Source organism: Streptomyces sp. NPDC058375 (assembly GCF_042723425.1).
Lineage (GTDB): Bacteria > Actinomycetota > Actinomycetes > Streptomycetales > Streptomycetaceae > Streptomyces > Streptomyces durocortorensis.
In genome coordinates this window covers 1-23286 of sequence record NZ_JBHXJG010000043.1, presented here as the reverse complement: position 1 = coordinate 23286, position 23286 = coordinate 1, and the positions used below count along the sequence as shown (strand labels likewise).

Below are 23286 nucleotides of genomic sequence, written 5' to 3'. Positions count from 1 at the left end.
CGGTGCCGGGGGCAGGGGTACGCGCGACAGGCAGTCGCCTCTCCGCCGGATCAGGCGGCGAGCGCCTGCTTCACCTGGGCGAGCGAAGGGTTCGTCATGACCGACTCCTTGCCGGAGGGGGCCACGATCAGCAGGGTGGGGACCGTCTGGTTTCCGCCATTCGCCTTCTCGACGAACGCGGCCGACTCCGGGTCGTGCTCGATGTTGACCTCGTTGTACGCGATGCCCTCGCGGTCCATCTGGCTCTTCAGCCGACGGCAGTAGCCGCACCAGGTGGTGCTGTACATCGTCACAGTGCCCGCCATGTCGCTGGCGCTCCTTCGTCTCGTCCGTACCGCTGCGCGGCCGGCAGCGTCACATGCGGTCCGGCCGCTCACCGCAGCGCTCCCGCAAGGTTAAGGAACGTACGGGAGGCGGCCACCATTCCCGCGGCACCGGTACGGGCCCGAGGCCGGTCCCGGCCCGGTCCGTTCCGGGGCCCGTACCGGCACCGGCCCCGCGCGGCCCGCCCCGGTACGACGAATACCTCACCCCTGTGGACAACCGCCGCATCCGCCCCCCGCGACCTGGCAGCATGGCGGGGTGACAGCAGCAACGCACTCCACTCTCTTCCCGCAGGTTCCCGAGACCCCGGACGCCGTGCTCGACGGGCTCGACCCCGAGCAGCGCGAGGTGGCGCTCGCCCTGCACGGACCGGTGTGCGTGCTGGCCGGAGCGGGTACGGGCAAGACCCGCGCGATCACCCACCGCATCGCGTACGGGGTGCGGGCGGGCATCCTCCAGCCGGCCACCGTGCTCGCCGTCACCTTCACCAACCGGGCCGCCGGAGAGATGCGGGGCCGCCTGAGGCAGCTCGGCGCGACCGGCGTCCAGGCCCGGACCTTCCACTCCGCCGCGCTCCGGCAGCTCCAGTATTTCTGGCCGAAAGCAGTCGGTGGCGAGCTGCCCCGGCTGCTGGAGCGGAAGGTGCAGCTGGTGTCCGAGGCGGCCGCCCGCTGCCAGCTCAGGCTCGACCGCAACGAGCTGCGGGACGTCACCAGCGAGATCGAGTGGGCCAAGGTCACCCAGACCGTCCCCGCCGACTATCCGGCGGCGGTAGCCAAGACCCGCCGCGACGCCCCCCGCGACCCGGCGGAGCTCTCCCAGATCTACTCCACGTACGAGCAGCTCAAGCGCGACCGCTCCGTGATCGACTTCGAGGACGTGCTGCTGCTCACCGTCGGCATCCTCCAGGACCGGGGAGACATCGCCGACCACGTGCGCGGCCAGTACCAGCACTTCGTCGTCGACGAGTACCAGGACGTGAGCCCGCTCCAGCAGCGGCTGCTCGACCTCTGGGTCGGCGACCGGGAAAACCTCTGCGTCGTCGGCGACGCCAGTCAGACGATCTACTCCTTCACCGGAGCCACCCCCGACCACCTGCTGAACTTCCGCACCCGCCACCCCGGGGCCACCGTCGTCAAGCTGGTCCGCGACTACCGCTCCACTCCCCAGGTCGTCCACCTCGCCAACGGACTGCTGAGCCAGGCCCGGGGCAAGGCCGCCGACCACCGCCTGGAACTGGTCTCGCAGCGTGACAAGGGCCCCGAGCCGGTATACGCGGAGTACGGGGACGAGCCCACCGAGGCCGAGTCCACCGCCCGCCGCATCCGCGACCTCATCGCCGCGGGCGTCCCGGCCGGCGAGATCGCCGTGCTCTACCGGGTCAACTCCCAGTCCGAGGTCTACGAGCAGGCCCTCGCGGACGCCGGGGTGCCCTACCAGCTGCGCGGCGCCGAGCGGTTCTTCGAACGGGCCGAGGTCCGCGAGGCGGGCACTGCCCTGCGCGGCGCGGCCCGCGCCGGGGGCAACGACTCCCTGCTCGACGGGGCGGAGGACCTGGCCTCCCAGGTGCGGGCGGTGCTCTCCACCAAAGGCTGGACCACCCGCCCGCCCGCCGGCTCGGGGTCCGTGCGCGACCGCTGGGAGTCGCTGGCCGCGCTGGTCCGCCTGGCGGAGGACTTCGAGACGGCGAAGCCGGGGGCGACCCTGACCGACCTGGTCCGCGAGCTGGACGAGCGGGCGGCCGCCCAGCACGCCCCCACGGTCCAGGGCGTCACGCTGGCCTCCCTCCACTCGGCGAAGGGCCTGGAGTGGGACGCCGTGTTCCTGGTCGGCCTGACCGAGGGCATGATGCCGATCGCCTACGCCAAGACCGACGAGCAGGTCGAGGAGGAGCGACGCCTGATGTACGTGGGGATCACCCGCGCCCGCGTCCACCTCTCGCTCTCCTGGGCGCTGTCCCGGTCGCCGGGGGGGCGGGCGAGCCGACGACCGACCCGCTTTCTGAACGGGCTGCGACCGGGCTCGACGGGCTCCGGCGCGCGGGGTGGCGTCGGCGGGGGCGGCGGGATCGACCGGGGCACCGGCCGGGCCGCGGCCGCCGAGCGGACCCCGGCCGTCGAGCGCAAGCCCCGGAGCCCGGTGCGGTGCCGGGTCTGCGGACGGACGCTCACCGACGCGGGCGAGATGAAGCTGATGCGCTGCGAGGAGTGCCCGTCGGACATGGACGAGGCGCTCTACGAGCGGCTGTACGACTGGCGCGCCGGCCAGGCGGCCCTGCTGGGTCAGCCGGACTTCTGCGTGTTCACCGAGAAGACCCTCATGGCGATCGCCGAGGCCGTGCCGTCCACCGAGGGCGAGCTGGTCGTCATCGCCGGCGTCGGCAACCGGAAGTTGGGCCGCTTCGGTGCCGATGTTCTGGCCATCTGTGCAGGTGAGGCGCTTGATGGCGAGCCCGAGGAGGGCGACGACGAGACCTGAGGAAAACTCGTCCAGAAAATAGTTTGCGCCCGCACCAGTCGTCACCATAGGTTCTTAACCACGGGAACAGCGACTTCTCTGAAGCCCTGGCTCCGTGCTGTACTTAGCTGTACTTATCCGAATACGCAGGACCGGCCCCGGCCGGTCCCATGAGACGCCGAGAGGAGGCGATTGAAGTGATCAGCATCATCGGAACCCAGAAAATGACCGATCTCTCGGTCGTCTCCGCCTGCTCGCTCGGCCTCACCCGCTCCTCGGCTGCCTCGCTTCACGCCACCGGTCTGTCCGGCATCTCCGCCGTCCGTCCGCTGTCCCTGGCGAGCCTCCCCGTGATGCGGGAGCGCAATGAGCGACCGATCGAGGCACCGGCGGCAGCAGTAGCGAAGGCAGCACAGGCTCAGGCCTATGCCTTTGCGGCAGCCGGTGCCGGAGTCGAGAAGCAGACGCAGCAGCACCACACGATGTGGGCCTTCCGTGGGCCTGAACCCTGGAGCGATCCAGCCTGATCCAGCATCAGGCCGGCGCCTTCAGGGCCGCGGAACCCCACTCGGGATCCGCGGCCCTTTTGTTTTGTCCGAACGGACGAGACGGAACGAAGGAGCCTCGGGACAAGCAGGACCTGGTACCAGCAGCCGCAAACCGGCCAACAGGCCGGCACGACCAGACGAGGACACCACCCACCGTGCACACCGAAACGCACGCCCCGTCAGTACCGCTTTCCACCCCGAACTCGCCGCCCGGCTCCACGGAGGACTCCACCTTGACCCCGCTCACCACGCTCACCGCGCTCGACGACGCCATCGAGAACCTCGGCGTGCCCGTCCCCTGCCGCTCGTACGACCCGGAGGTCTTCTTCGCGGAGTCGCCCGCCGACGTCGAGTACGCCAAGTCCCTCTGCCGCACCTGCCCGCTCGTCGAGGCCTGCCTCGCCGGCGCGAAGGACCGCCGCGAGCCGTGGGGTGTCTGGGGCGGCGAGCTCTTCGTCCAGGGTGTCGTCGTGGCCCGCAAGCGTCCGCGTGGCCGTCCGCGCAAGAACCCGGTCGCAGCGTGACCGCGACCTGTGGGGCCCCCGCACCCACACACAGTCTGCGCCTCGGAACGATCGACCGCCCCTGCACACATGACCCCCGGAATCAGGCACCAATGATCACCCCCACGAAGGAGCCCGTCGGCTCCGCCACCCCCGACGTCACCATCATCGGCGCGAACGACTCGCGTCAGAACAGGACCCGCGAAATGCAACTCATCCCAGAAGCCCTGGCACGTGCGCATATGCACGACCGCCTGCGGGAGGCCCAGGAGGGCCGCCAGTCGGCCCGCCTGATCGCCGCCCGCCGGATGCAGCGCCGGGCGGAGCGCGCCTCGCGGCGCGCCCGCCGCGCGCTGGCCATGGCGGTCATGCACTGATGCTCAGGCACTGACCTGCGCAGCCATCACCCCACCGCGGGGCCGTCCGGACACGGGCGGCCCCGCGGTGCGTTGTGCCCTCGGCGACCCGGTCGCGGGGATATCGTCAGGAGGTGGACGAGGAGACCCATCCCCCCGAACAGCCCGCCGAAGGAAGCACGGTGTGCGCCCGGTGCGGCACCGAGGTCGAAGGCGACACCGTCCCCGTGACCTGGCTCAGCGCCGTGGAGGGCGGGCGGCGTCTCCACTTCTGCGAGAGCTGCGCCCGCCTCCACATCCGCGCGATCGAGAGCCGCCTCGACTCCCTCTGGTGGTGACCGCCCACCGGCCCGGGCCCGCCCGGGCAGGCCCTCAAGCCTGGACGGTCCCGTCCTCCGGCTCACCCTCCTCCTCGGCGTACTCCGTTCCCTCGGCGCTCTCCGCCTCCGGTTCCTCGGCGAGGAACCCCGGCAGCCACGCTTCGAGCTCGTCGCGCAGCCGGACCGTCGCGCCGAGCTGGCACAGCACCCCGATCGTGCTGAGCGTCACCCGGTGTATCAGGACGTAGGACGGTGGGAGGTTCAGCTGCCTGCCGAGCTGATGGGCGGGGGAGCGCGGGTCCGCTATCCGGGCCGCCTGGTCACGGATCCAGCCGCGGGTGAAGGTGAACTCCTCCACCTGCGTGGGCTCGATGATCGGGAGCAGATAGTCGAGGACCTCGTCCGGGTCCAGGTCGATCGACTCCTTCACGAAGTTCTCCTCGCGCAGCAGCCCGTACACCCCCGCCGCATCGCCCTCCAGCGTCAGTCGCAACGAGTCGCCGATGGTCCGCGGCAGCCCGCCCGGAAGCCGATCGACCGTGCCGAAGTCCAGCACCCCCAGCCGCCATGAACCGACCGGGCCCACCGGGCCGCCTTCCTCCTGCGCGTCCTCCGGGCCCTCCGGGGCCTCCGCCACCGGGGGCAGCAGCCGGAAGTTGCCCGGATGCGGGTCGGCGTGCAGCAGGCCGGTCCGGGCCGGGCCGGAGAAGAGGAAGCGGGCCAGCAACTGCCCCGCACGGTCCCGCTGGTCCGCCGTACCCTCCACGATGACCTCGGACAGCGGGATCCCGTCCATCCACTCCGTCACCAGCACCTGGTCGGACTGGTGCACCACCTGGGGGATCACCACATCCGGGTCGTCCGCGAACTCCGCCGCGTGCTCCCGCTGCGCCTGGGCCTCCAGCTCGTAGTCCAGCTCCTCCGACACCCGGTCGCGCAGTTCCTTGATCAGCGGTTTGATGTCCATCCCCGGGACCAGCGGACCGAGCAGCCGGGCGAACCGGCTGAGTTGCCCGAGGTCGGAGAGCAACGCCTCGCCCGCGCCGGGATACTGCACCTTCACGGCTACCTCGCGGCCGTCGTGCCACACCGCCCGGTGCACCTGTCCGATCGAGGCGGCAGCCGCCGGGGTGTCCTCGAACTCCAGGAAATACTCCCGCCAGTCCTCCCCGATCCGTGTCGCGAGCACCTCGTGAACCGTCCGTGCGGGCAGCGGCGGCGCGGCCTCCTGGAGCTTGGTCAGCGCGACCCGGTAGGGGCCCGCGATCTCCTCGGGGAGAGCCGACTCGAAGACGGAGAGGGCCTGGCCCAGCTTCATGGCCCCGCCCTTCAGCTCACCCAGGGTCTTGAACAACTGGTCCGCCGTGCGCTGCTGCACCTCACGGGCGACCAGCTCGGCCGACTTCCCGCCGATCCGCTTGCCCAGACCCCAAGTGGCACGGCCGGCGAAGCCGAGCGGAAGCGCGGCCAGCTTGGCCGTACGCGTAACCGCCTTCCGGGGAAGATCAGACATGTGCCCCTCCAGTTCCCAGACTGCCGTGCCGCTCGGTCTCCGGCGGTGCTCCGGCGACGGCGGTCACCCCGCCATTGTGTCCTGCGCCGGAACGGCACCGGAGGCCCGTTCCCTTCCGAGGCCCCCGGCCGCACCGCACGAGCAGTCCGCGTGCGGGCCGATCTGCTCGGAACGCCAGTCCAGCAGCGGCAGAGCGGCTTCCCAGCGAGCCCCGGTACAGGCGGGGAGGTCGCCGTCCAGAAACGCCAGGGCATGCGCCGCGGCGAGACCGGCGACCGCCGTCGCGAGCCCCAGATCGCAGGCGGGCACCCCTCCCCGCCGCCCCGAACGCCACTGCGCCAGCATCCGGGGCCACTGCGGATCCCGGTCCGCACGGTGCAGCTCCAGACACCCAGCGCAGCCGGTGCCCCCGGGCAGTACGAGCGGCCCGACCACCCCGGTGGCCTCGATCACCCCCGCATAGAGATGAGGGGTCCCCGACGCGATCCAGGGACCGGCCGTGTCCGCGACGGGTGCGTACACCGCGAGGCCGTCCCGGGGCGCGACGATGATCAGAGAAAGGCCGGGCGGCTGTCCGGCGCTCCTCGCGAGGGCGGCACCCGACAGACCGGCTCCCGGCATGCCGACACCCGCCAAGCCGGCTTCCGTCGGGTCGGACCCCGCCCCGTCCGTCCTCGCCCGCCGGGGAGCGGGCCCGGGTGCGGAGCGGCGGACGAGGCGGCGGGCCGCCACATCGCGCCGTTCCCCCACGGACTCCCGGGGAAGGCCCCCGGGCGCCACGTCCCAGGGCTCGGTCCGGCCGCCGTCGAGCACCTCCACCTGCCCCACCCCCGCACCGGACAGCACCGAGGCGATGGAGGCCCCGACCCGCCCCGCACCCCGCACCTGCACCCGCATCGCCCGCCGGGCCGCCATCCGGCGCAGCCCACCGCCCGGCTCGGGTCGGACGACCGACAGCGAGGCCACATCGGGGCGCTGGCGGTCCATCACTTCGGCTTGCCCGCGCAGCACATCCGATTCCGGCACCGCCGACCTGGGATCGTCGAGCAGTCCGGCCTCCGTCAACCGCCGCAGCAGCACATCCACATGATGTTCCGACAGGCCCAGGGCGCGTGCCTCCTCGTGCAGCAGCGGCAGACCACGCGTCCCGTCGAGCAGTTCCAGGAAGCTTCCCGTGGCGATGTCCACCGGTCCGAGCGTCACGGCATGTGCGGGTGTCACACCGAACTGCACGGTGTTCCGTCCACGCCAGGCGCGACGCAGTGCGGGCTTCAGCATCGGATACATGACTTCTCCCCCCGAGCGGTGTCACGGGCACGAGTGCGCCCGCAGACCGGATGATCCGCGGATCCTTCCGCAGAGCCACCGCCAGAATGCGGGCCCGCTCCGAACCGCGCGCAAAGTTGTCCACAGGTGCGGGCTGTTAATCGTGCAACCCGCGGATCGTCGCCGTACCGCTCCCGTCGCCGCCGAACCGTTCCGGTAGCGGCCGAACCGTCCCGGGGCGGGACTTCCCCCACGAACAGCGGGTAACGTCGAGGCGTGCCCGCCGACCCGTCGTCCGGCTTCGCCGGGGAGACCCCCGCGCCCACCGCCGGAAGCCATCAGCGCAGCGCGGCAGCCCATCCGGCCCGCGCTTCGGCGACGAGCGCGGTCGAGGTCCGCAGGAGCACCCGGCGCAGGAAGTCGGTCTCCGCCTACCGCGAGGGCGACCGCACGATCGTGCTCATCCCCGCCCGGATGTCGGAGGCGGAGGAGCGGCGCTGGGTGGGCGTGATGCTGGACAAGCTCGCCGCCCAGGAGAGCAAGCGCCACCTGGGCGACACCGAGCTGGCGGAGCGTGCCGCCCGGCTGTCCGCCCAGTATTTCGACGGTCGCGCCAGGCCCGCTTCGGTGCGCTGGGTGACCAACCAGAACACCCGCTGGGGCTCGTGCACCCCCGCCGAGGGCAGCATCAGGCTCTCGCACCGGCTGCAGGGCATGCCGGAGTACGTCGTCGACTACGTGCTCCTCCACGAGCTGGCGCATCTGCTCGTTCCCGGGCACGGTCCGGGGTTCTGGCGGCTGCTGGAGGCGTATCCGCGCACCGAGCGCGCCCGCGGGTATCTGGAGGGCGTGGTGGCGGCCGAGCAGCTTCCTCATCTGCCCGCCGCCCGCGAGGAGTGACCGGGATCCTCGGCGTTCGCCGATTCTGTACCGGGTGTGTACCGGCTTGGTCCGATGTCGTCGTTTGCGGTTAGCCTGACGCGACGCATTTACCTTCGGGATGGGGGACGGTCGTTACGCATGGCCAGGGAATTCCAACGCGGCCACAAGGCCAAGATCAGTGATCTCACGGCAGGGACGGATCTGTACGTAGGTGTGCAGATCGCGGCCCCGGGGCTGACTTTCGATATCAGCTGCTTCGGGCTCGACGCCAACGAGCAGCTCTCCGACGACCGGTACTTCATCTTCTTCAACCAGCCGAAATCGCCCGAGGAGTCCATCCAGCTTCTCGGCGCGCAGTCCGGTGACACCGAGTCCTTCCGCGTCACGCTCGACCGCATTCCGGCGGCCATCCAGAAGCTCTCCTTCACCGCGACGCTCGACGGCGCCGGGCAGATGTCCCAGATCGGTCCGGGGTACATCCGCATCGTCGCGGGCGGCGAGGAAGTGGTGCGGTACGCCTTTACCGGTTCGGAGTTCACCACCGAGCGCGCGGTGATGCTCGGCGACTTCTACCTGAAGGACGTCTGGCGTTTCGCCGCCGTCGGCCAGGGCTTCGACGGCGGTCTCGACGCGCTCCTGAAGAACTTCGGCGGCGAGGTCGCCGAGGAGGAGGCCCCGCCCGCCGCCGCACCGGCCGCCGCCCCCGGCTTCGCCCCGCCGGCCCAGGCCACCGCGCCCCCGGCCTTCGGCGCACCGGCCCCGTCCGCTCCCCACGCCCCGCAGCCCGCACCGTCCTTCGGCGCCCCGTCAGCGCCGACGCCGCCGCCCGCGCCCCAGCAGCCGATGCACGCTGCGCCGACGATCGCGGCCCCGCCGGTCCCTCAGGCTCCGCAGGCCCCCGTGGCTCCGCAGGCGCCCCAGGCCCCGTCCCCGTACGGCCAGCCGCAGCAGCCGCAGTTCGGCCAGGTCCCCGGCCAGGGCGCCCCGCCCGCCGCACCCTTCGGCCAGCAGGCCCCCGCTCCCTACGGTCAGCCCGCACCGGCACTGTACGGTCAGCAGCCCCCCGGCGGTATGGCACCGGGCGTCCCGCAGGGGGTGCCCCAGGGCGTCCCGGCCGCGGGCGCGGGTCTTCAGGCGGCCCTGCAGCCGTACAAGGAGACCGCGACGGGGCAGCGCTGGACCCCGCAGAACCAGCAGCTCATGCGGGTCGACCTGACCATGGGCGGATCCGGAGTCCTCGCCCGCCAGGGCAGCATGGTGATGTATCAGGGCAAGGTGGACTTCGGCTACAAGAGTGCCGGGTTCGTCGGCCGCGCCGTGGGCAATGCCACCGGCCAGGAGATGCAGCTGATGCGCTGTACGGGCCGCGGGCAGGTCTTCCTCGCCGAGGAAGGCTCGCACCTCCACCCGATCGAACTGCAGGGCGACGGTATCTGCGTCTCCGCCGAGAGCGTCCTCGCCTTCGACGAGTCCCTCCAGTACGAGGTCCGCAGGGTCGAGGGGCACGGCATCCCGGGCGGCGCCCTGTTCACGATGCTGTTCCAGGGCACCGGCACCGTGATCGTGAAGACCCACGGCACCCCGGTCGTCCTGCCGGTCACGCCCACCACCTTCGCCGACTGCAACGCGGTGGTCGCCTGGTCGGCCGCCTCCCAGGTGATCGTCTCCAGCCAGGTCCGGCTGCGCCGCAACGCGTACCCCGGGCACAGCGGGGAGACCGTGAACCTCCAGTTCCGGGGCGCCCCCGGCAACTTCATCGTCGTCCAGCCCTACGAGGTCTGAGGGAGCCCGTCATGAACCAGCAACTCGCGGGCTTCGCCCCGACCCCCGTCACGGCCCGGATGGAGAACCACGGCAAGGCCATGCTCAAGGTCGCCATGGCCTCCGGGCAGGACCTCTACGCGCGCACCGGCTCGATGGTGGCGTACGAGGGCTTCATCCAGTACGAGCCCAACCCGCCGGCCGTCCGGCAGATCGCCTCCCAGTGGATCACCGGCGAGGGTGCACCCGTCATGAAGTGCTCCGGCGACGGGCTGCTCTACCTCGCCGACTACGGCGCCGACGTGGTCGTCATCAACCTCAACAACGACTCCCTCTCCGTCAACGGCACCAACCTCCTCGCCTTCGACGCCCACCTCACCTGGGGAGTCGAGAAGGTCAAGGGGCTCGCCAAGTTCGCCGGACAGGGCCTGTGGAACGTCGTCGTCCAGGGCACCGGGTGGGTCGCCATCACCTCCCGGGGCACCCCGATCGTCGTCGACTGCGGACGCGGCGAGGACGAGACGTACGTCGACCCGGACGCGCTCGTCGCCTGGTCCCCGAACCTCAAGGTGAAAGGCAAGCGCAGCTTCAAGGCCGGCTCGCTGATCGGACGGGGCAGCGGCGAGGCGTACCAGATGGCCTTCTCCGGCCAGGGCATCGTCGTCGTCCAGCCGAGCGAGGACAGCACGGACCGCCTGCGGATCCGGAACTGACGGGGAGGGAGAACACATCATGCAGAGTCCGCTTTTCAGCTACACCGAGCAGCAGACCCAGGACCGGTACGCGATCCAGAACCCGCAGCTCCTGCGGGTCTCGCTGACCGGCCACGACGACGTCCTCGCCCGCAAGGGCGCGATGGTCGCCTATCAGGGCCTGATGGACTTCGACGGCGAATACCAGTCCCGGAGCCAGCGCAACGCCCGCGCGCGCACCGGCGAGGGCCTCGACCTGATGCGCGTGTCCGGCCAGGGCACCGTCTACCTCGCCAACCTCGCGCAGTACATCCACGTCGTGGACGTCGACCGCGAGGGGATGACCGTGGACAGCTCCTACGTCCTCGCGCTCGACTCCTCGCTGCACACCGAGGTCATCGCGGTGGACAGCCAGTACGGGATCTCCGGCAGCGGCAAGTACCAGCTCAACATCTCCGGCTCGGGCAAGGTCGCCCTCATGACCTCGGGCCAGCCGCTGATGATGCAGGTCACGCCCGAGAAGTACGTCAACGTCGACGCGGACGCGATCGTCGCCTGGTCCAGCTCCCTGCGCGTGCAGATGCAGGCCCAGACGCACTCCTCCGGTGTCTTCCGGCGCCGCGGCAACACCGGCGAGGGCTGGGAGCTGAGCTTCCTGGGCCAGGGCTTCGCCCTGGTCCAGCCGAGCGAGGTCATGCCTCCGCAGAACGCCCAGATCGGCCAGGGCGCCCGTGCCCAGTTCGGCATGGGCCAGCAGGGCTCCCACGGCCAGAACCAGAACAACGCCTGGAACTGACCGGCACCCGTGGAACACAGCGGTGGACAGCGGTAAGGGGCGGCCTCTATGGAGGCCGCCCCTTACGCACATCCGTTCAGACCCCGCCGCTACAGCCGGGACCGCGTCGCCTCCAGCAGCCGTACGACCGAGGCGTCGGCCACCCCCGGCACGTCCTCGTAGCCGAACCAGCGCAGCTCCAAGGACTCCTCGCTGATCCGCTCCGCCGCTCCGGCCGGGGCCAGCGCGGCGTACTGCACGTCGAGGTGCCAGTTGCAGGGGGACGGGATCGGGTGCCGGTCCAGCCGGACCGGTCCGCCGGGCAGCAGGGTGAGCCCCGTGATGCCGGACTCCTCCGTCGCCTCACGGAGCGCCGCTGCCTCCAGGGTGGCGTCCTGCTCCTCGCAGTGGCCGCCCATCTGGAGCCACATCCGGAGCTTGCGGTGCAGGGTCAGCAGCACCTTCCCGCGCTCCGGATCGATCACCAGGGCGCTGGCCGTCACATGCCCGGCCCCGCACGCCTTCCACATGCCGTCGTCGTGACGTGCCAGATGGTCCAGGTAGGCCTGACGCAGCTCCGCCTGTTCACCCTGCGTGTCCTCGGGGCCCTCGGGGGCGTACTCCTTCAGTACGAGAACGGCGTCGTCGTGGAGGCTCACTGGCCGGGGCCGCCCTTGCCGTCTTCCTTGCCCTCATCGTCCTCGGAAGGCTTCTGCGGGCCCTGCGCCGCCTCGCCGAGCATCTTGTCCAGCTCGGAGAAGTCGGCCTGCTCGTGGTGGACGAAGCCGTCCGGGTCGTCCAGGTCATGGGCGGTCGGCAGCATGTCCGGGTGGGCCCAGAGGGCGTCCCGGCCCTCAAGACCCCGGGCGTCCGTGAGCGAGGCCCACAGGCGCGAGGCGTCCCGCAGCCGGCGCGGGCGCAGCTGGAGACCGATGAGCGTGGCGAACGTCTGCTCGGCCGGTCCACCGGAGGCACGCCGCCTGCGCATCGTCTCGCGCAGCGCGTCGGACGAGGTCAGCCGGGACTTCGCGGCCTCGTGGACCACCGCGTCCACCCACCCCTCCACCAGCGCGAGAGCCGTCTCCAGACGGGCCAGGGAGGCCTTCTGCTCGGGCGTGTCCTCCGGCTGGAACATGCCCTGCTGAAGGGCGTCCTGCAACTGCTCCGGCTGCGAGGGGTCGAACTGGCCGACGACGTCCTCCAGCTTGCTGGTGTCGACCTTGATGCCGCGCGCGTACGCCTCGACGGCGCCGAACAGATGCGACCGCAGCCACGGCACATGGGCGAAGAGCCGCTGGTGAGCGGCCTCGCGCAGGGCCAGATACAGCCGCACCTCGTCCTGCGGGACGCTGAGGTCCTTGCCGAACTTCTCCACGTTCAACGGGAGCAGCGCGGCCTTGCCCGCAGGACCGAGCGGCAGCCCGATGTCGGTGGAACCCACCACCTCACCGGCCAGCGTGCCCACGGCCTGCCCGATCTGCTGGCCGAACATGGCGCCGCCCATGGAGCGCATCATGCCGATCAGCGGGCCCGCCATGGCCTGCATCTCCTCGGGCAGCACATCGCCCATCGCCAGGCCCACCCGCTCGGCCACCGGGTCGACCAGCTGCTGCCAGGCCGGCAGCGAGGCCTCGACCCACTCCGCGCGGCTCCACGCCACGGTGGAGACCGAACCGGACGGCATCGACGTCACGCCGTCCAGCCAGAGGTCCGCCAGCCGCAGCGCCTCGTCGACCGCCGTCCGCTCGGACGGGCCGACACTGGCGTCCTTGGAGCCGTCCGGGGCGCCCTGCGAGACCGTCTGGCGCGCGATCTGCTTGGCCATGTCCCAGTTCACGGGACCGCCCTCGTAGCTCAGCATCTGGCCGAGCTGCTGGAAGGCGGCACCGAGATCGTTCGGATTCATCGAGCCGAACATTGCGGCGAACGGGTTGTCCCCGCCCGCCCCCGGCCCGAAGCCGAACGGGTTTCCCGGCCCGCCCGCGCCCTGCCCACCTTCGGTGGGGTCCTTCTTCTTGCCCTCGTCGCCGTTCTCCGGCTCCTCCGGCGGAAGGCCGAATCCGAATGGGGTGTCACTCACGGGTTTCCTCGGCTCGTAGGGCCGTCGGCTCGAACCGACGGCGACTGCCCGACATCACCATCCAGCGTAGACACCACGCCCGCTTCGGGCCTCAGTGCTCCGCCGACTCCCGGCCTGCGGCAGGATGGACGCCACCTGGTACGTACGCGTCATTCGGGTACGTACTGAAGACAACCGCTGGAGACGCCCGGTGAGTTCCCCAGATCCGCAGGTTCGCGCAGCGCGAAACCTGACCGACCCCTCGCCCGAGAACGCGCCTGAAGAGAAACGCCCCAGGGCCCCCAGGAACCGGGGCCCCGTCGTCGCGGTCACCGGCGCCGCCACCGGCATCGGCGAACTGCTGACCGCCCACCTTGCCGCATCCGACGCGATCAAGCAGGTCATCGCGATCGACGAGCGCCGCGGAGAGGTCTCCGAGGCGACCTGGCACATCCTGGACGTACGGGATCCGGCGATCGCCGAGAAGCTGCGCGGCGCGGACGTCGTCGTTCACCTGGCGCTCGATCTCGACCTGGAGACCGACCCCGCCGCCCGCACCGCGTACAACGTACGCGGCACCCAGACCGTGCTCACCGCCGCGGCCGCCGTCGGGGTCCACCGGGTCGTGCTGTGCACCTCGGCGATGGTCTACGGGGCGCTCGCCGACAACGACGTGCCGCTCTCCGAGGACGCCGAGCTGCGCGCCACCGCCGAGGCCACCGGCGTCGGCGACCTGCTGGAGATCGAGCGGCTGGGCCGCCGCGCGCCCCGCGCCCACCCCGGGCTCAATGTCACCGTCGTACGCCCCACCGTCCTGGTCGGCGGCACCGACACCGCGCTGACCCGCTACTTCGAGTCCCCGCGCCTCCTGGTCGTCGCCGGATCGCGCCCCACCTGGCAGTTCTGCCATGTGGAGGACCTGGTGACGGCGCTGGAGTACGCCGCGCTGGAGAAGATCGACGGCGAGTTCGCGGTCGGCTGCGACGGCTGGCTGGAGCAGGAGGAGGTCGAGGAGCTCAGTGGCGTACGCCGGATGGAGCTGCCCTCCGCCGTCGCGCTCGGGGCCGCCGCCCGACTGCACCGCATCGGCCTCACCCCGTCCCCGGCGGGCGACCTGGCGTACACGATGCACCCCTGGGTGGTCAGCGTGAGCCGGCTGCACGACGTGGGATGGCGGCCGAAGTGGACGAACGAGGAAGTGCTCGGCGCCCTCCTCGAAGAGGTCGAGGGCCGCCACACGCTCGCCGGACGCCGCCTCGGCCGCAAGGACGCCACCGCCGCCGGAGCCGCCGGAGCCACGGTCGCCCTGCTCGGCGCCGCCGCCGTGGTCCGCCGCGCCCGCAAGGCCCGCCGCCGCATCTGACCGCCCACCGCACCCGGGGCCCCGTGGCGCGGCCCCTGTAGGAGGCTCCAAACCGGCCGGCCGGCCGCCGGTAGAACAGGCAATTCCGGGATGTCGGAGCCGTACGGCACGATGGGAGCATGGCACCCACCCATGACCACCCCGGCGAGCACGCGGCGGCCGACCCCATCCGGCTGCTGGCGATCCGGGACGCCCCGCTCTCCGTCGACGAGGTCTTCCGCGCCGTCGGCGACGACGCGGCGGGCGGCATCGCGCTCTTCGTCGGCACCGTGCGCAACCACGACGCGGGCCAGGACGTCGGCGCGCTCGGCTATTCCTGTCACCCCTCGGCCGAGGACGAGATGCGCCGGGTGGCGGAGAAGGTCGTCGCCGACTTCCCGGTCCGTGCACTGGCGGCCGTCCACCGAGTGGGTGAACTGGAGGTGGGCGACCTGGCCGTGGTCGTCGCGGTCGCCTGCCCGCATCGCGCCGAGGCCTTCGAGGCCTGCCGCAAGCTCATCGACGACCTGAAGCACGAGGTTCCGATCTGGAAGCACCAGCGCTTCTCGGACGGTACGGAGGAGTGGGTCGGAGCCTGCTGAGCGCAAACCGTACCGGGGCGCATCAGCCCCGATTTGCGTAACCGCCCCCCCGCCATGAGCGTTGGTCTTCCGGATCGTTAATCTGCTGATCGGGCATCCGGTCGCTCATGGGGTAGGGAGGTCGTGATGGCGGCACTCGCTTGGCTGTTGATTCCACTTTTCGCTGCTGTCGGTGGTGCGATATGGGCGAGTTGGGCTGCCCGCAATCGCACGACCGGCGATGTCACCGAACTCGCCGGCTACGCAAGGTTCCGTGACGCGATGGAGAAATCGCACTCCGGTTCCGAGGCTCTCTGAGACCGACGCACGCCGCGTGACCGCCTTCCGCCGCGTTCCGGTCGCCCCGTACGGACCGGCCCCGGCGGTGCACTGACAGGCCCTTCCCGTACTGTCGTTCCATGCCACGCCGCACCGCGACGATGCTCGCCTCCACTCTCGTCCTCATCGCGCTGCTCTGCGCAGGCGTGCTGATCAAAGTGCCGTATTCGGAGATGTCCCCCGGGCCGACGGTGAACACCCTGGGCGACGCGCGTGGCGAGCCCGTCCTGCAGATCTCCGGTCGCAAGACGTACCCGGCATCCGGTCATCTCAACATGACGACGGTACGCGTCACCGGTGCGGACTACCGGATGAACATCGTCGAGGCCGTCTACGGCTGGCTGGCCCACGACAGTGTCGTGGTGCCGCACGACACGCTCTACCCGGACGGCAAGACGGAGGAGCAGTCCACCCAGGAGAACGCCGAGGAGTTCAGCCAGTCCCAGGAGAGCGCCAAGGTGGCCGCCCTCAAGGAACTGGACATCCCGGTCTCCACACAGGTCGTGGTCTCCACGGTGGTCAAGGACAGCCCTTCCGAGGACAAGCTGCACGCGGGCGACGTGATCAAGGCCGTCGACGGCACGGCGGTCAAGGAGCCCGGCGACGTGGCGAAGCTCGTCACCGAGCACAAGCCGGGCGAGGACGTCACCTTCACGATCGTCCCGGCCGACGAGGCCGCCGCGGCGGAGAAGGCCGGCCGCGCCCCCGAGGGCGACGAGAAGATCACCATCACGACCGCGAAGGCCCCCGCCGCCGAGGAGGGCGGCAAGGACCGGGCGATCGTCGGCATCAAGGCCGGCACGGACCACACGTTCCCGTTCGAGATCGACGTCAAGCTCGCGGACGTCGGCGGGCCGAGCGCCGGCCTGATGTTCTCCCTCGGCATCATCGACAAGCTCACCCCGGGCGACCTGACCGGCGGCAAGTTCGTCGCGGGCACCGGCACCATCGACGACGCGGGCACGGTCGGCCCGATCGGCGGCATCAACATGAAGCTGGTCGGCGCCCGCGACGCCGGCGCCCGCTACTTCCTCACGCCCGACGACAACTGCGCCTCGGCCGCCGCCGACACCCCGGACGGGCTCACCCTCGTACGGGTCAAGACCATCGCGGACGCCACGAAGTCGCTGGAGCAGATCAAGGCGGGGAAGACCGCCGGCCTGCCGAGCTGCTCGACCGGCTGACGGCCGCGCGGCCGAGCCCGGCGTACGGGTCCGGGCTGACGGCCGCGCCGCCCGGGAACCGTACGACGGCCCCGGGCAGCGGCCGGGTCAGGACTCGAACGTCGCCGCGAGCGCCTCGGCGAGGCCGGGCACCAGACCGGCCCCGGTGAGCACCTCGGTGGGGGAGTCCTTCTCGCGCAGCCGTACGGCGGACTCGCGCGCCCCGTCCCGCAGGACGGCCACGGTCATCCGCACCTCCTGCCGGTCCGGGTGCTTGGCCACCCACTGGGTCAGCTTCTTGTCGCTGAGCCCTTCCGGCACGGAGGCCTCGGCGGACGGCGGCAGCATCAGCCGCTCCACCGTCATGGCGCAGCCGACCACGGCGTCGGGCCAGGCGATCGTGCCGAGGAAGTCGTCGAGCGCGGTGCCGGGCGGCAGCTCGTCCTGCTCGATCGGGGTGAGCGCGGCGACCGAGGAGTTGGGGTCCTCCAGGCCCAGCTGGGCGGCGAGGCCGGGCTCCTGGACCCGCAGCCGGGCGGTGTCGACCAGGGCGAACAGCCGGGCGGGCTGGTCCCAGCCGAGGTTGGAGGCATAGGCGTCGATTTCGAGGACGGCGACGGTCAGCGGACTCGCGGCCATCGGGGGTCCTGCGGGGGAAACGTTGGGCATGGGCAATATCCTGCCTCCTTCCGCCCCGGGAACGGGAACTAGGTAAAGCCTCAGTAAGTTGCATAGGTGGGCTCTAGGATCGCTGGGCCTGTTCACACGACCGCGAACTTCGAGGTGCGCACGTTGGCTTTCCAGATGCCGGACCGCGGCGGAGGCCCGACCGGGCCACGGATCAGAGTCGGCCGCCCGTCCCGGCGCGCCCGTACCCTGCTCATGACTTTGGGTGTCCTGGCGGTTCTCGCCATGGCCTTCGTCATGTTCGCCGGGTTCTGGACGGACTGGCTCTGGTACAGGTCGGTCGCGTATTCATCCGTCTTCACCACCACCCTGTGGACCAAGATCGGGCTGTTCCTCGTCTTCGGACTGCTGATGGCGCTCGCCATCGGTGTGAACATCTGGCTCGCGCACCGGCTCCGGCCGCCGCTGAGCGCGATGTCACTGGAGCAGCAGAGCCTGGACCGCTACCGCATGAGCATCGCCCCCTACAAGAAGTGGGTGCTGCTCGCCGTCACGGCGCTCGTCGGACTGATCGCCGGAGCTTCCGCTTCCGGCCAGTGGCGCACGTGGCTGCTGTACGTCAACGGCGTGCCGTTCGACCAGAAGGACCCCCAGTTCGGGCTGGACGTCGCCTTCTTCGCCTTCGACCTGCCGTTCTACCGCTTCCTGCTGGGCTTCGGCTTCGCGGCGACCGTGCTCTCGCTGATCGCCGCCGCGCTGACCCACTATCTGTACGGCGGGCTGCGCATCACCAGCCCCGGCGCCCGCGCCACCGGGGCGGCCACCGGCCACCTCTCGGTGCTGCTCGGCATCTTCGTCTCCCTGAAGGCCGTGGCGTACTGGCTCGACCGGTACGGGCTGGCCGTGAAGTCCAGTGACTTCAAGGCCACCGACAACTGGACGGGCCTGCGGTACGTCGACGCCAACGCCTATCTCCCGGCGAAGACCATCCTGTTCTGCATCGCCGCGATCTGCGCGGTGCTGTTCTTCGCGACGCTCTGGCGGCGCACCTGGCAGCTCCCGGTCATCGGCTTCGGCCTGATGGTGCTCTCGGCGATCCTGATCGGCGGGCTCTACCCGGCGATCGTGCAGAAGTTCCAGGTCCAGCCGAACGAGCAGGCCAAGGAAGCGCCGTTCATCCAGAAGAACATCAATGCCACACGCGACGCGTACGACATCGATGACGCCAAGGTGGACGACTACGACGGTCAGGCGACCACGGAGGACGACACCAAGCTGCGGGCCGCGGCCAACACCGCCGCCAGCTACCGCGTGATGGACCCCAACGTCGTCTCCCCGGCCTTCCAGCAGCTCCAGCAGCGGAGGAACTACTACCAGTTCCCCCAGACGCTGGACGTCGACCGCTACAAGGACGAGGACGGCAAGGAGCAGGACACCGTCATCGGTCTGCGTGAGCTGAACATCCAGGGCCTGCCCAAGCGGAACTGGATCAACGACCACTTCACGTACACCCACGGCTACGGCGCCATCGCGGCCCGCGGCACGACCACCGGCACCAACCCGGCGGGGTCTCCGGACTTCACCGAGTCGGGTCTGCCCTCCACCGGTGAGTTCGGCAAGTACGAGCAGCGGATCTACTACGGCGAGAAGACCGAGCAGTACTCCATCGTCGGCGGGCCCCAGAAGGAGCTCGACTACGAGGAGGACGGCGAGAAGACCACCAGCTACAAGGGCGACAGCGGGGTCAGCCTCTCCAACTCCTTCAACCGTGCCGCGTACGCGGTCGCCTTCAGCGAGCCGCAGATCATGTACTCGGGAGCCATCGGCGACGGCTCGCGGATCCTGTACAACCGCACGCCCAAGGAGCGCGTCGAGGCGGTCGCCCCCTGGCTGACCATCGACGGCGACGCCTACCCGGCGGTTGTCGACGGCCGGATCAAGTGGATCGTCGACGCGTACACCACGACCAACGGCTACCCGTACGCGTCCCGGACGACGCTCGGCGACACCACGGCCGACTCGCTGACCACCAACCAGCGCGCGGTCGTCGCCCAGCAGAACCAGGTCAACTACATCCGCAACTCGGTGAAGGCCACCGTCGACGCGTACGACGGCAAGGTCAAGCTCTACGAGTGGGACACCGAGGACCCCGTCCTCAAGACCTGGAAGAAGGCGTTCCCGGGCACGGTCGAGCCCCGCGGTGACATTCCGAAGGACCTGATGGACCACCTGCGGTATCCGCAGGACCTCTTCAAGGTCCAGCGCGAGCTGCTCACCCGCTACCACGTCGAGGACCCCGCGCAGTTCTACAGCGGCTCCGACGCGTGGCAGGTGCCGGACGACCCGACCAACAAGGAGCCGGGCTCCGTTCCGCCGTACTACCTGAGCATGAAGATGCCGGGCCAGAACGAGCAGCAGTTCTCGCTGACCACCACGTTCACCCCGAGAGGGCGCCCCAACCTGGGGGCCTTCATGGCGGTGAACGCGGACGCGGCCAGCAAGGACTACGGCACCATGCGGCTGCTGCGGGTCACGTCCACGGTGAAGGGCCCGGGCCAGGTACAGAGCGAGCTCAACGGCAACGACGACGTCGCCGAGTTCGTGAGGAACCTCAAGGGCACCGACTCGGACATCGAGTACGGAAACCTCCTGACGGTCCCGCTGGAGGGCGGCTTCCTGTACATCGAGCCGGTTTACACGCGCGGTGGCAACCAGAACTACCCGCTGCTGCGCAAGGTGGCCGCCTCGTACGGTTCGAAGATCGTCTTCGAGAACAGCCTCGGTGAGGCGCTCAACGCGGTCTTCGGGGTCGAGGACGACGGGTCCACGACACCGCCGGACACCGATGACCCGCCGGGCGAGACCGATGAGCCCCCGGCCACCGGTGACGCCGCGCTCAAGAGGGCAATCGCGGACGCCCAGAAGGCGTACTCCGACGGTGAGAAGGCGCTCCAGGAGCAGGACTGGCCGGCTTACGGCAAGGCCCAGGAGGCTCTTCAGGACGCCCTGGAGCGAGCCGCCGCCGCGCAGCCCAAGCCGGGCAGCGAGGGGGACAAGGCCGACGGCGACGCCGAGAAGCCGGCGGGCGATGCCAAGCCGGACGGTGATGCGAAGCCGGACGGTTCGGCTGAGCAGGCCTCCGACCAGGGCAGCTGAGTAAGGTCCACCCCGCGTCGTGGTACGGTTTGAACACAACGACGCGGGGTGGAGCAGCTCGGTAGCTCGCTGGGCTCATAACCCAGAGGTCGCAGGTTCAAATCCTGTCCCCGCTACTGAAAAGACGAAGGCCCGGATTCCCTTGGGATCCGGGCCTTCGTCGTGTCCGTGTGCGTGCGGGCCGTGTCGGTCCCGGGCTGGGGGCGTGAAGTGCGGTTCGCTGGGCAGCAGTTGCCTCCAGGCGTGTTTGACTTGTCTCCCTGTGGGCATGTCGACAAAACGCTGTAGTGACCTCACTGACCGCGATATACCAGGTGTACGCGGGTTACAGGTGGTGCGACGATGGTATTTATGGGGGACAGGGCAACTCTGTTGGAGACAGGGCGGTTTGTGCAGCAGCGCGGCCAAGATGCGGAAAGCGCGGTAGACGCGGCTTTCGCCGCTGCCATCGCCGAAGCGGGCGCACCGGTCCAGCGGACCGGTGCCGTCGACGTGAGCCCTGCCGCGACCCCGTCCGAGTCCGTCGAGGACACCACGGACGCGGTCGACGCCGCGGACAGCGCGGAGAGCGAGGCGCGCCACCGGCGCGCCGCCGACGCGGGGGACACCGCGTCCATGAGCGTCCTGGGCGCGCTGCTGCTGCGCCGGGGGGAGCTGGACGGCGCCGAACGGTATCTGCGTGCCGCCACCGCCGACGGGGACCGGGCCGCCGCGAACAACCTGGGCGTCCTGCTGCACCGGCGCGGCTACCCGGACGAGGCCGCCGGCTGGTGGCGCATCGCCGCCGTGGCGGGCTCCGCCGCCGCCGCCCACGCGCTGGGCCGCCACTTCCGCGAGCGCGGCGACGAGCCCGGCGCGGAATACTGGCTGCGCCAGTCCGCCGAGCAGGGGCACGCGCTGGGCGCGTACGCGCTGGCCGACCTCTTGGAGCACCGCAGCGACGTCGGCGCCGAGCGCTGGCTGCGCGCCGCCGCCGAGCAGGGTCACCGCGAGGCCGCCTACCGGCTGGCCCGCGCCCTGGAGCGGAAGGCCGTCGAAGACCCGCACGACGCCTTCGGCCTGGGCCGGGGCGCCGCTTCCGGCGGAACCGGAACGGGCCTCGGCCTCCCCGGCTCCACGCCTGCGCCCACGTCCGCGAGAGACGTACGGTCGGCGGGCCCCGCAGGAGGCAAGGGCGCGGCCGACAAGGGTGCGGCCGAAGGCGACAGCCCCGTGGCGGGGCCCGCCGCCGGCCGGGTCGGCGAGGCCGAGCAGTGGTACCGCCAGGCCGCCGCCCGGGGCCACCGACGCGCCGCCCTGCACCTCGGCGCGATCCTGGAGCAGCGCGGCGAGCTCAAGGAGGCCGGACGCTGGTACCTCACCTCCGCCAAGGACGGCGAGCCGCGCGCCGCCTGCGCGCTCGGCTTCCTGCTGCGCGACGCGGGCGACGAGGAGAGCGCCGCCGTGTGGTGGCTGCGCGCCGCCCAGGACGGCGACGGCAACGCCGCCAACGCGCTCGGCGCGCTGCACGCCGCACGCGGCGAGCAGCAGACCGCCGAGCGCTGGTACCGCGCCGCCATGGATGCCGGTGACGTCAACGGGGCGTACAACCTCGGGCTGCTCTGCGCCGCCCAGGACCGCACCCCGCAGGCCGAGCAGTGGTACCGCCGCGCCGCGTACGCCGGACACCGCGAGGCCGCCAACGCGCTCGCGGTGCTCCTACTCCAGGCCGGGGACCACACCGGGGCCGAGCCCTGGTTCTCCAAGGCGGCCGAGGCGGGCAGCGTCGACGCGGCCTTCAACCTCGGCATCCTGCACGCCGGGCGCGACGAGGACCGTACGGCGCTGGGCTGGTACCAGCGCGCCGCGGCGGCCGGGCACACCGAGGCGGCGCTCCAGGTCGCCATGGCCCTGCTGCGCGACGGCGACGACCGGGAGGCCGAGCGGCACCTGCGCTGCGCCGCGGGCGGCGGCAGCGCCGAGGCCGCGTTCCGGCTGGCCGGGGTGCTGGACGCGCGCCAGCCGCCACCGGGGCCGCCCGCGCTGGGCGAGCCGATGCCGGAGAAGACCGAGTGCGAGGAGTGGTACGAGCGGGCCGCCCAGCAGGGCCACCGCCGCGCCCAGGTCCGGGTCGGCATGCTCGCCGCCGCCCGCGGGGACGTGGAGAGCGCCGCCCACTGGTACCGGGAGGCCGCCGAGGCGGGCAGCCGCAACGGGGCCTTCAACCTCGGGCTGCTGCTGGCCCGCGAAGGCAGCGAGCGCGAGGCCGCCCTGTGGTGGACCCGTGCCGCCGGCGCCGGACACGGCCGCGCCGCCCTGCGCCTGGCGCTCCTCGCCGCGCGCCGGGGCGAGCTCACCGAGGGGCAGCGCTGGTGCGCCCGGGCGGTCGAGCTGGGCCCGGCCGAGGTGGCCGAGCGAGCGGCGCGGCTGCGCGAGGCGCTGCACCAAGAGCTGACCGCCTAGGGATGTCCGGCCTTCAGGGGCCGGAGCCCTGGCCTCCGGGGGCCGGGGTGAATGAATTTGCGCCGCCCGACCCGCTGACGTAATGTTGCATTCACCGACGCGGGGTGGAGCAGCTCGGTAGCTCGCTGGGCTCATAACCCAGAGGTCGCAGGTTCAAATCCTGTCCCCGCTACTGAAGAC

At 71.2% G+C, this 23286-nt stretch carries 20 protein-coding genes and 2 tRNA genes; 16 read left to right on the top strand and 6 right to left on the bottom strand.

The features are described 5' to 3' along the window. Window positions 1-50: 50 nt before the first annotated feature. A complete protein-coding gene (locus tag ACFWM7_RS10370; RefSeq protein WP_383257633.1) occupies window positions 51-305 on the bottom strand; it encodes a glutaredoxin domain-containing protein in 255 nt (84 codons plus the stop codon). A gap of 277 nt (window positions 306-582) precedes the next feature. On the opposite strand from ACFWM7_RS10370, the gene ACFWM7_RS10365 reads away from it, so the two are divergent. The 5 genes from ACFWM7_RS10365 to ACFWM7_RS10345 all read left to right on the top strand — a co-directional run bounded on the left by ACFWM7_RS10365 (window position 583) and on the right by ACFWM7_RS10345 (window position 4526). Further along, on the top strand, window positions 583-2802 hold the full coding sequence (locus ACFWM7_RS10365; RefSeq protein ID WP_383257631.1) for an ATP-dependent DNA helicase UvrD2: 2220 nt from the start codon (window positions 583-585) through the stop codon (window positions 2800-2802). 176 nt (window positions 2803-2978) lie between these two features. After that, the gene (locus tag ACFWM7_RS10360; protein ID WP_383257628.1) at window positions 2979-3308 is read left to right on the top strand and encodes a hypothetical protein; all 330 of its coding nucleotides are present in this window, start codon (window positions 2979-2981) and stop codon (window positions 3306-3308) included. A gap of 176 nt (window positions 3309-3484) precedes the next feature. Continuing rightward, a complete protein-coding gene (locus tag ACFWM7_RS10355) occupies window positions 3485-3853 on the top strand; it encodes a WhiB family transcriptional regulator (RefSeq protein ID WP_383257625.1) in 369 nt (122 codons plus the stop codon). Continuing rightward, window positions 3850-4209, top strand: coding sequence for a hypothetical protein (locus ACFWM7_RS10350; RefSeq protein WP_383257619.1), 360 nt, complete (start codon window positions 3850-3852; stop codon window positions 4207-4209). The genes ACFWM7_RS10355 and ACFWM7_RS10350 overlap by 4 nt, the downstream gene beginning before the upstream one ends. A 113-nt stretch (window positions 4210-4322) precedes the next feature. After that, complete coding sequence (locus ACFWM7_RS10345) at window positions 4323-4526, top strand: hypothetical protein (RefSeq protein ID WP_383257616.1); 204 nt, start codon at window positions 4323-4325, stop codon at window positions 4524-4526. A 34-nt stretch (window positions 4527-4560) separates the two neighbouring features. On the opposite strand, the gene ACFWM7_RS10340 is transcribed toward ACFWM7_RS10345, so the two are convergent. Both ACFWM7_RS10340 and ACFWM7_RS10335 read right to left on the bottom strand, forming a co-directional pair. Next, complete coding sequence (locus ACFWM7_RS10340; protein WP_383257613.1) at window positions 4561-6021, bottom strand: ABC1 kinase family protein; 1461 nt, start codon at window positions 6019-6021, stop codon at window positions 4561-4563. 63 nt (window positions 6022-6084) lie between these two features. After that, window positions 6085-7308: a ThiF family adenylyltransferase gene (locus ACFWM7_RS10335; RefSeq protein ID WP_383257610.1), complete on the bottom strand. Its 1224-nt coding sequence runs from the start codon at window positions 7306-7308 to the stop codon at window positions 6085-6087. Window positions 7309-7563: 255 nt separating this feature from the next. On the opposite strand from ACFWM7_RS10335, the gene ACFWM7_RS10330 reads away from it, so the two are divergent. The 4 genes from ACFWM7_RS10330 to ACFWM7_RS10315 all read left to right on the top strand — a co-directional run bounded on the left by ACFWM7_RS10330 (window position 7564) and on the right by ACFWM7_RS10315 (window position 11418). Continuing rightward, window positions 7564-8187, top strand: coding sequence for a M48 family metallopeptidase (locus tag ACFWM7_RS10330; protein ID WP_383257605.1), 624 nt, complete (start codon window positions 7564-7566; stop codon window positions 8185-8187). A gap of 120 nt (window positions 8188-8307) precedes the next feature. Further along, window positions 8308-9951: a TerD family protein gene (locus ACFWM7_RS10325; RefSeq protein ID WP_383257602.1), complete on the top strand. Its 1644-nt coding sequence runs from the start codon at window positions 8308-8310 to the stop codon at window positions 9949-9951. 11 nt (window positions 9952-9962) lie between these two features. After that, a complete protein-coding gene (locus ACFWM7_RS10320; protein WP_383257599.1) occupies window positions 9963-10643 on the top strand; it encodes an AIM24 family protein in 681 nt (226 codons plus the stop codon). Window positions 10644-10662: 19 nt separating this feature from the next. After that, window positions 10663-11418 (top strand): AIM24 family protein, encoded by a 756-nt coding sequence (locus ACFWM7_RS10315; RefSeq protein WP_383257596.1) that lies wholly within the window; start codon window positions 10663-10665, stop codon window positions 11416-11418. Between the two features lie 89 nt (window positions 11419-11507). Here the strand turns inward: ACFWM7_RS10315 and ACFWM7_RS10310 are convergent, their stop codons facing one another. Both ACFWM7_RS10310 and ACFWM7_RS10305 read right to left on the bottom strand, forming a co-directional pair. Next, on the bottom strand, window positions 11508-12056 hold the full coding sequence (locus ACFWM7_RS10310) for an NUDIX hydrolase (RefSeq protein WP_383257593.1): 549 nt from the start codon (window positions 12054-12056) through the stop codon (window positions 11508-11510). After that, the gene (locus ACFWM7_RS10305; RefSeq protein ID WP_383257590.1) at window positions 12053-13477 is read right to left on the bottom strand and encodes a zinc-dependent metalloprotease; all 1425 of its coding nucleotides are present in this window, start codon (window positions 13475-13477) and stop codon (window positions 12053-12055) included. The genes ACFWM7_RS10310 and ACFWM7_RS10305 overlap by 4 nt, the downstream gene beginning before the upstream one ends. 190 nt (window positions 13478-13667) lie before the next feature. On the opposite strand from ACFWM7_RS10305, the gene ACFWM7_RS10300 reads away from it, so the two are divergent. The 3 genes from ACFWM7_RS10300 to ACFWM7_RS10290 all read left to right on the top strand — a co-directional run bounded on the left by ACFWM7_RS10300 (window position 13668) and on the right by ACFWM7_RS10290 (window position 16902). Further along, on the top strand, window positions 13668-14819 hold the full coding sequence (locus ACFWM7_RS10300; RefSeq protein WP_098026620.1) for an SDR family oxidoreductase: 1152 nt from the start codon (window positions 13668-13670) through the stop codon (window positions 14817-14819). A 119-nt stretch (window positions 14820-14938) separates the two neighbouring features. Next, window positions 14939-15400, top strand: a complete 462-nt coding sequence (locus tag ACFWM7_RS10295; protein ID WP_205086261.1) for a molybdenum cofactor biosynthesis protein MoaE — start codon at window positions 14939-14941, stop codon at window positions 15398-15400. Window positions 15401-15798: 398 nt separating this feature from the next. Beyond that, window positions 15799-16902, top strand: coding sequence for a PDZ domain-containing protein (locus ACFWM7_RS10290; RefSeq protein WP_383257585.1), 1104 nt, complete (start codon window positions 15799-15801; stop codon window positions 16900-16902). Between the two features lie 87 nt (window positions 16903-16989). On the opposite strand, the gene ACFWM7_RS10285 is transcribed toward ACFWM7_RS10290, so the two are convergent. Then, window positions 16990-17550 (bottom strand): PPA1309 family protein, encoded by a 561-nt coding sequence (locus ACFWM7_RS10285; RefSeq protein WP_383257582.1) that lies wholly within the window; start codon window positions 17548-17550, stop codon window positions 16990-16992. A gap of 135 nt (window positions 17551-17685) precedes the next feature. Here ACFWM7_RS10285 and ACFWM7_RS10280 point away from each other — a divergent pair, with 135 nt between their 5' ends. The 4 genes from ACFWM7_RS10280 to ACFWM7_RS10265 all read left to right on the top strand — a co-directional run bounded on the left by ACFWM7_RS10280 (window position 17686) and on the right by ACFWM7_RS10265 (window position 23278). Continuing rightward, entirely contained in the window at window positions 17686-20664 is a 2979-nt protein-coding gene (locus tag ACFWM7_RS10280; protein WP_383257663.1) for a UPF0182 family protein, read from the top strand. Window positions 20665-20706: 42 nt separating this feature from the next. Then, window positions 20707-20780 (top strand) — tRNA-Met (locus ACFWM7_RS10275). Window positions 20781-21006: 226 nt separating this feature from the next. Next, complete coding sequence (locus ACFWM7_RS10270) at window positions 21007-23106, top strand: tetratricopeptide repeat protein (protein ID WP_383257579.1); 2100 nt, start codon at window positions 21007-21009, stop codon at window positions 23104-23106. A gap of 98 nt (window positions 23107-23204) precedes the next feature. Further along, window positions 23205-23278, top strand: a tRNA-Met gene (locus tag ACFWM7_RS10265). Window positions 23279-23286 lie beyond the last annotated feature (8 nt).

Bases quoted from the DNA above. Each gene is read 5' to 3' on its own strand.
- ACFWM7_RS10315 (WP_383257596.1), top strand. From the start codon at position 10,663: ATGCAGAGTCCGCTTTTCAGCTACACCGAGCAGCAGACCCAGGACCGG.
- ACFWM7_RS10295 (WP_205086261.1), top strand. From the start codon at position 14,939: ATGGCACCCACCCATGACCACCCCGGCGAGCACGCGGCGGCCGACCCC.
- ACFWM7_RS10370 (WP_383257633.1), bottom strand. From the start codon at position 305: ATGGCGGGCACTGTGACGATGTACAGCACCACCTGGTGCGGCTACTGC.
- ACFWM7_RS10335 (WP_383257610.1), bottom strand. From the start codon at position 7,308: ATGTATCCGATGCTGAAGCCCGCACTGCGTCGCGCCTGGCGTGGACGG.
- ACFWM7_RS10280 (WP_383257663.1), top strand. From the start codon at position 17,686: ATGCCGGACCGCGGCGGAGGCCCGACCGGGCCACGGATCAGAGTCGGC.
- ACFWM7_RS10340 (WP_383257613.1), bottom strand. From the start codon at position 6,021: ATGTCTGATCTTCCCCGGAAGGCGGTTACGCGTACGGCCAAGCTGGCC.
- ACFWM7_RS10320 (WP_383257599.1), top strand. From the start codon at position 9,963: ATGAACCAGCAACTCGCGGGCTTCGCCCCGACCCCCGTCACGGCCCGG.
- ACFWM7_RS10270 (WP_383257579.1), top strand. From the start codon at position 21,007: ATGGTATTTATGGGGGACAGGGCAACTCTGTTGGAGACAGGGCGGTTT.
- ACFWM7_RS10285 (WP_383257582.1), bottom strand. From the start codon at position 17,550: ATGCCCAACGTTTCCCCCGCAGGACCCCCGATGGCCGCGAGTCCGCTG.
- ACFWM7_RS10325 (WP_383257602.1), top strand. From the start codon at position 8,308: ATGGCCAGGGAATTCCAACGCGGCCACAAGGCCAAGATCAGTGATCTC.
- ACFWM7_RS10290 (WP_383257585.1), top strand. From the start codon at position 15,799: ATGCCACGCCGCACCGCGACGATGCTCGCCTCCACTCTCGTCCTCATC.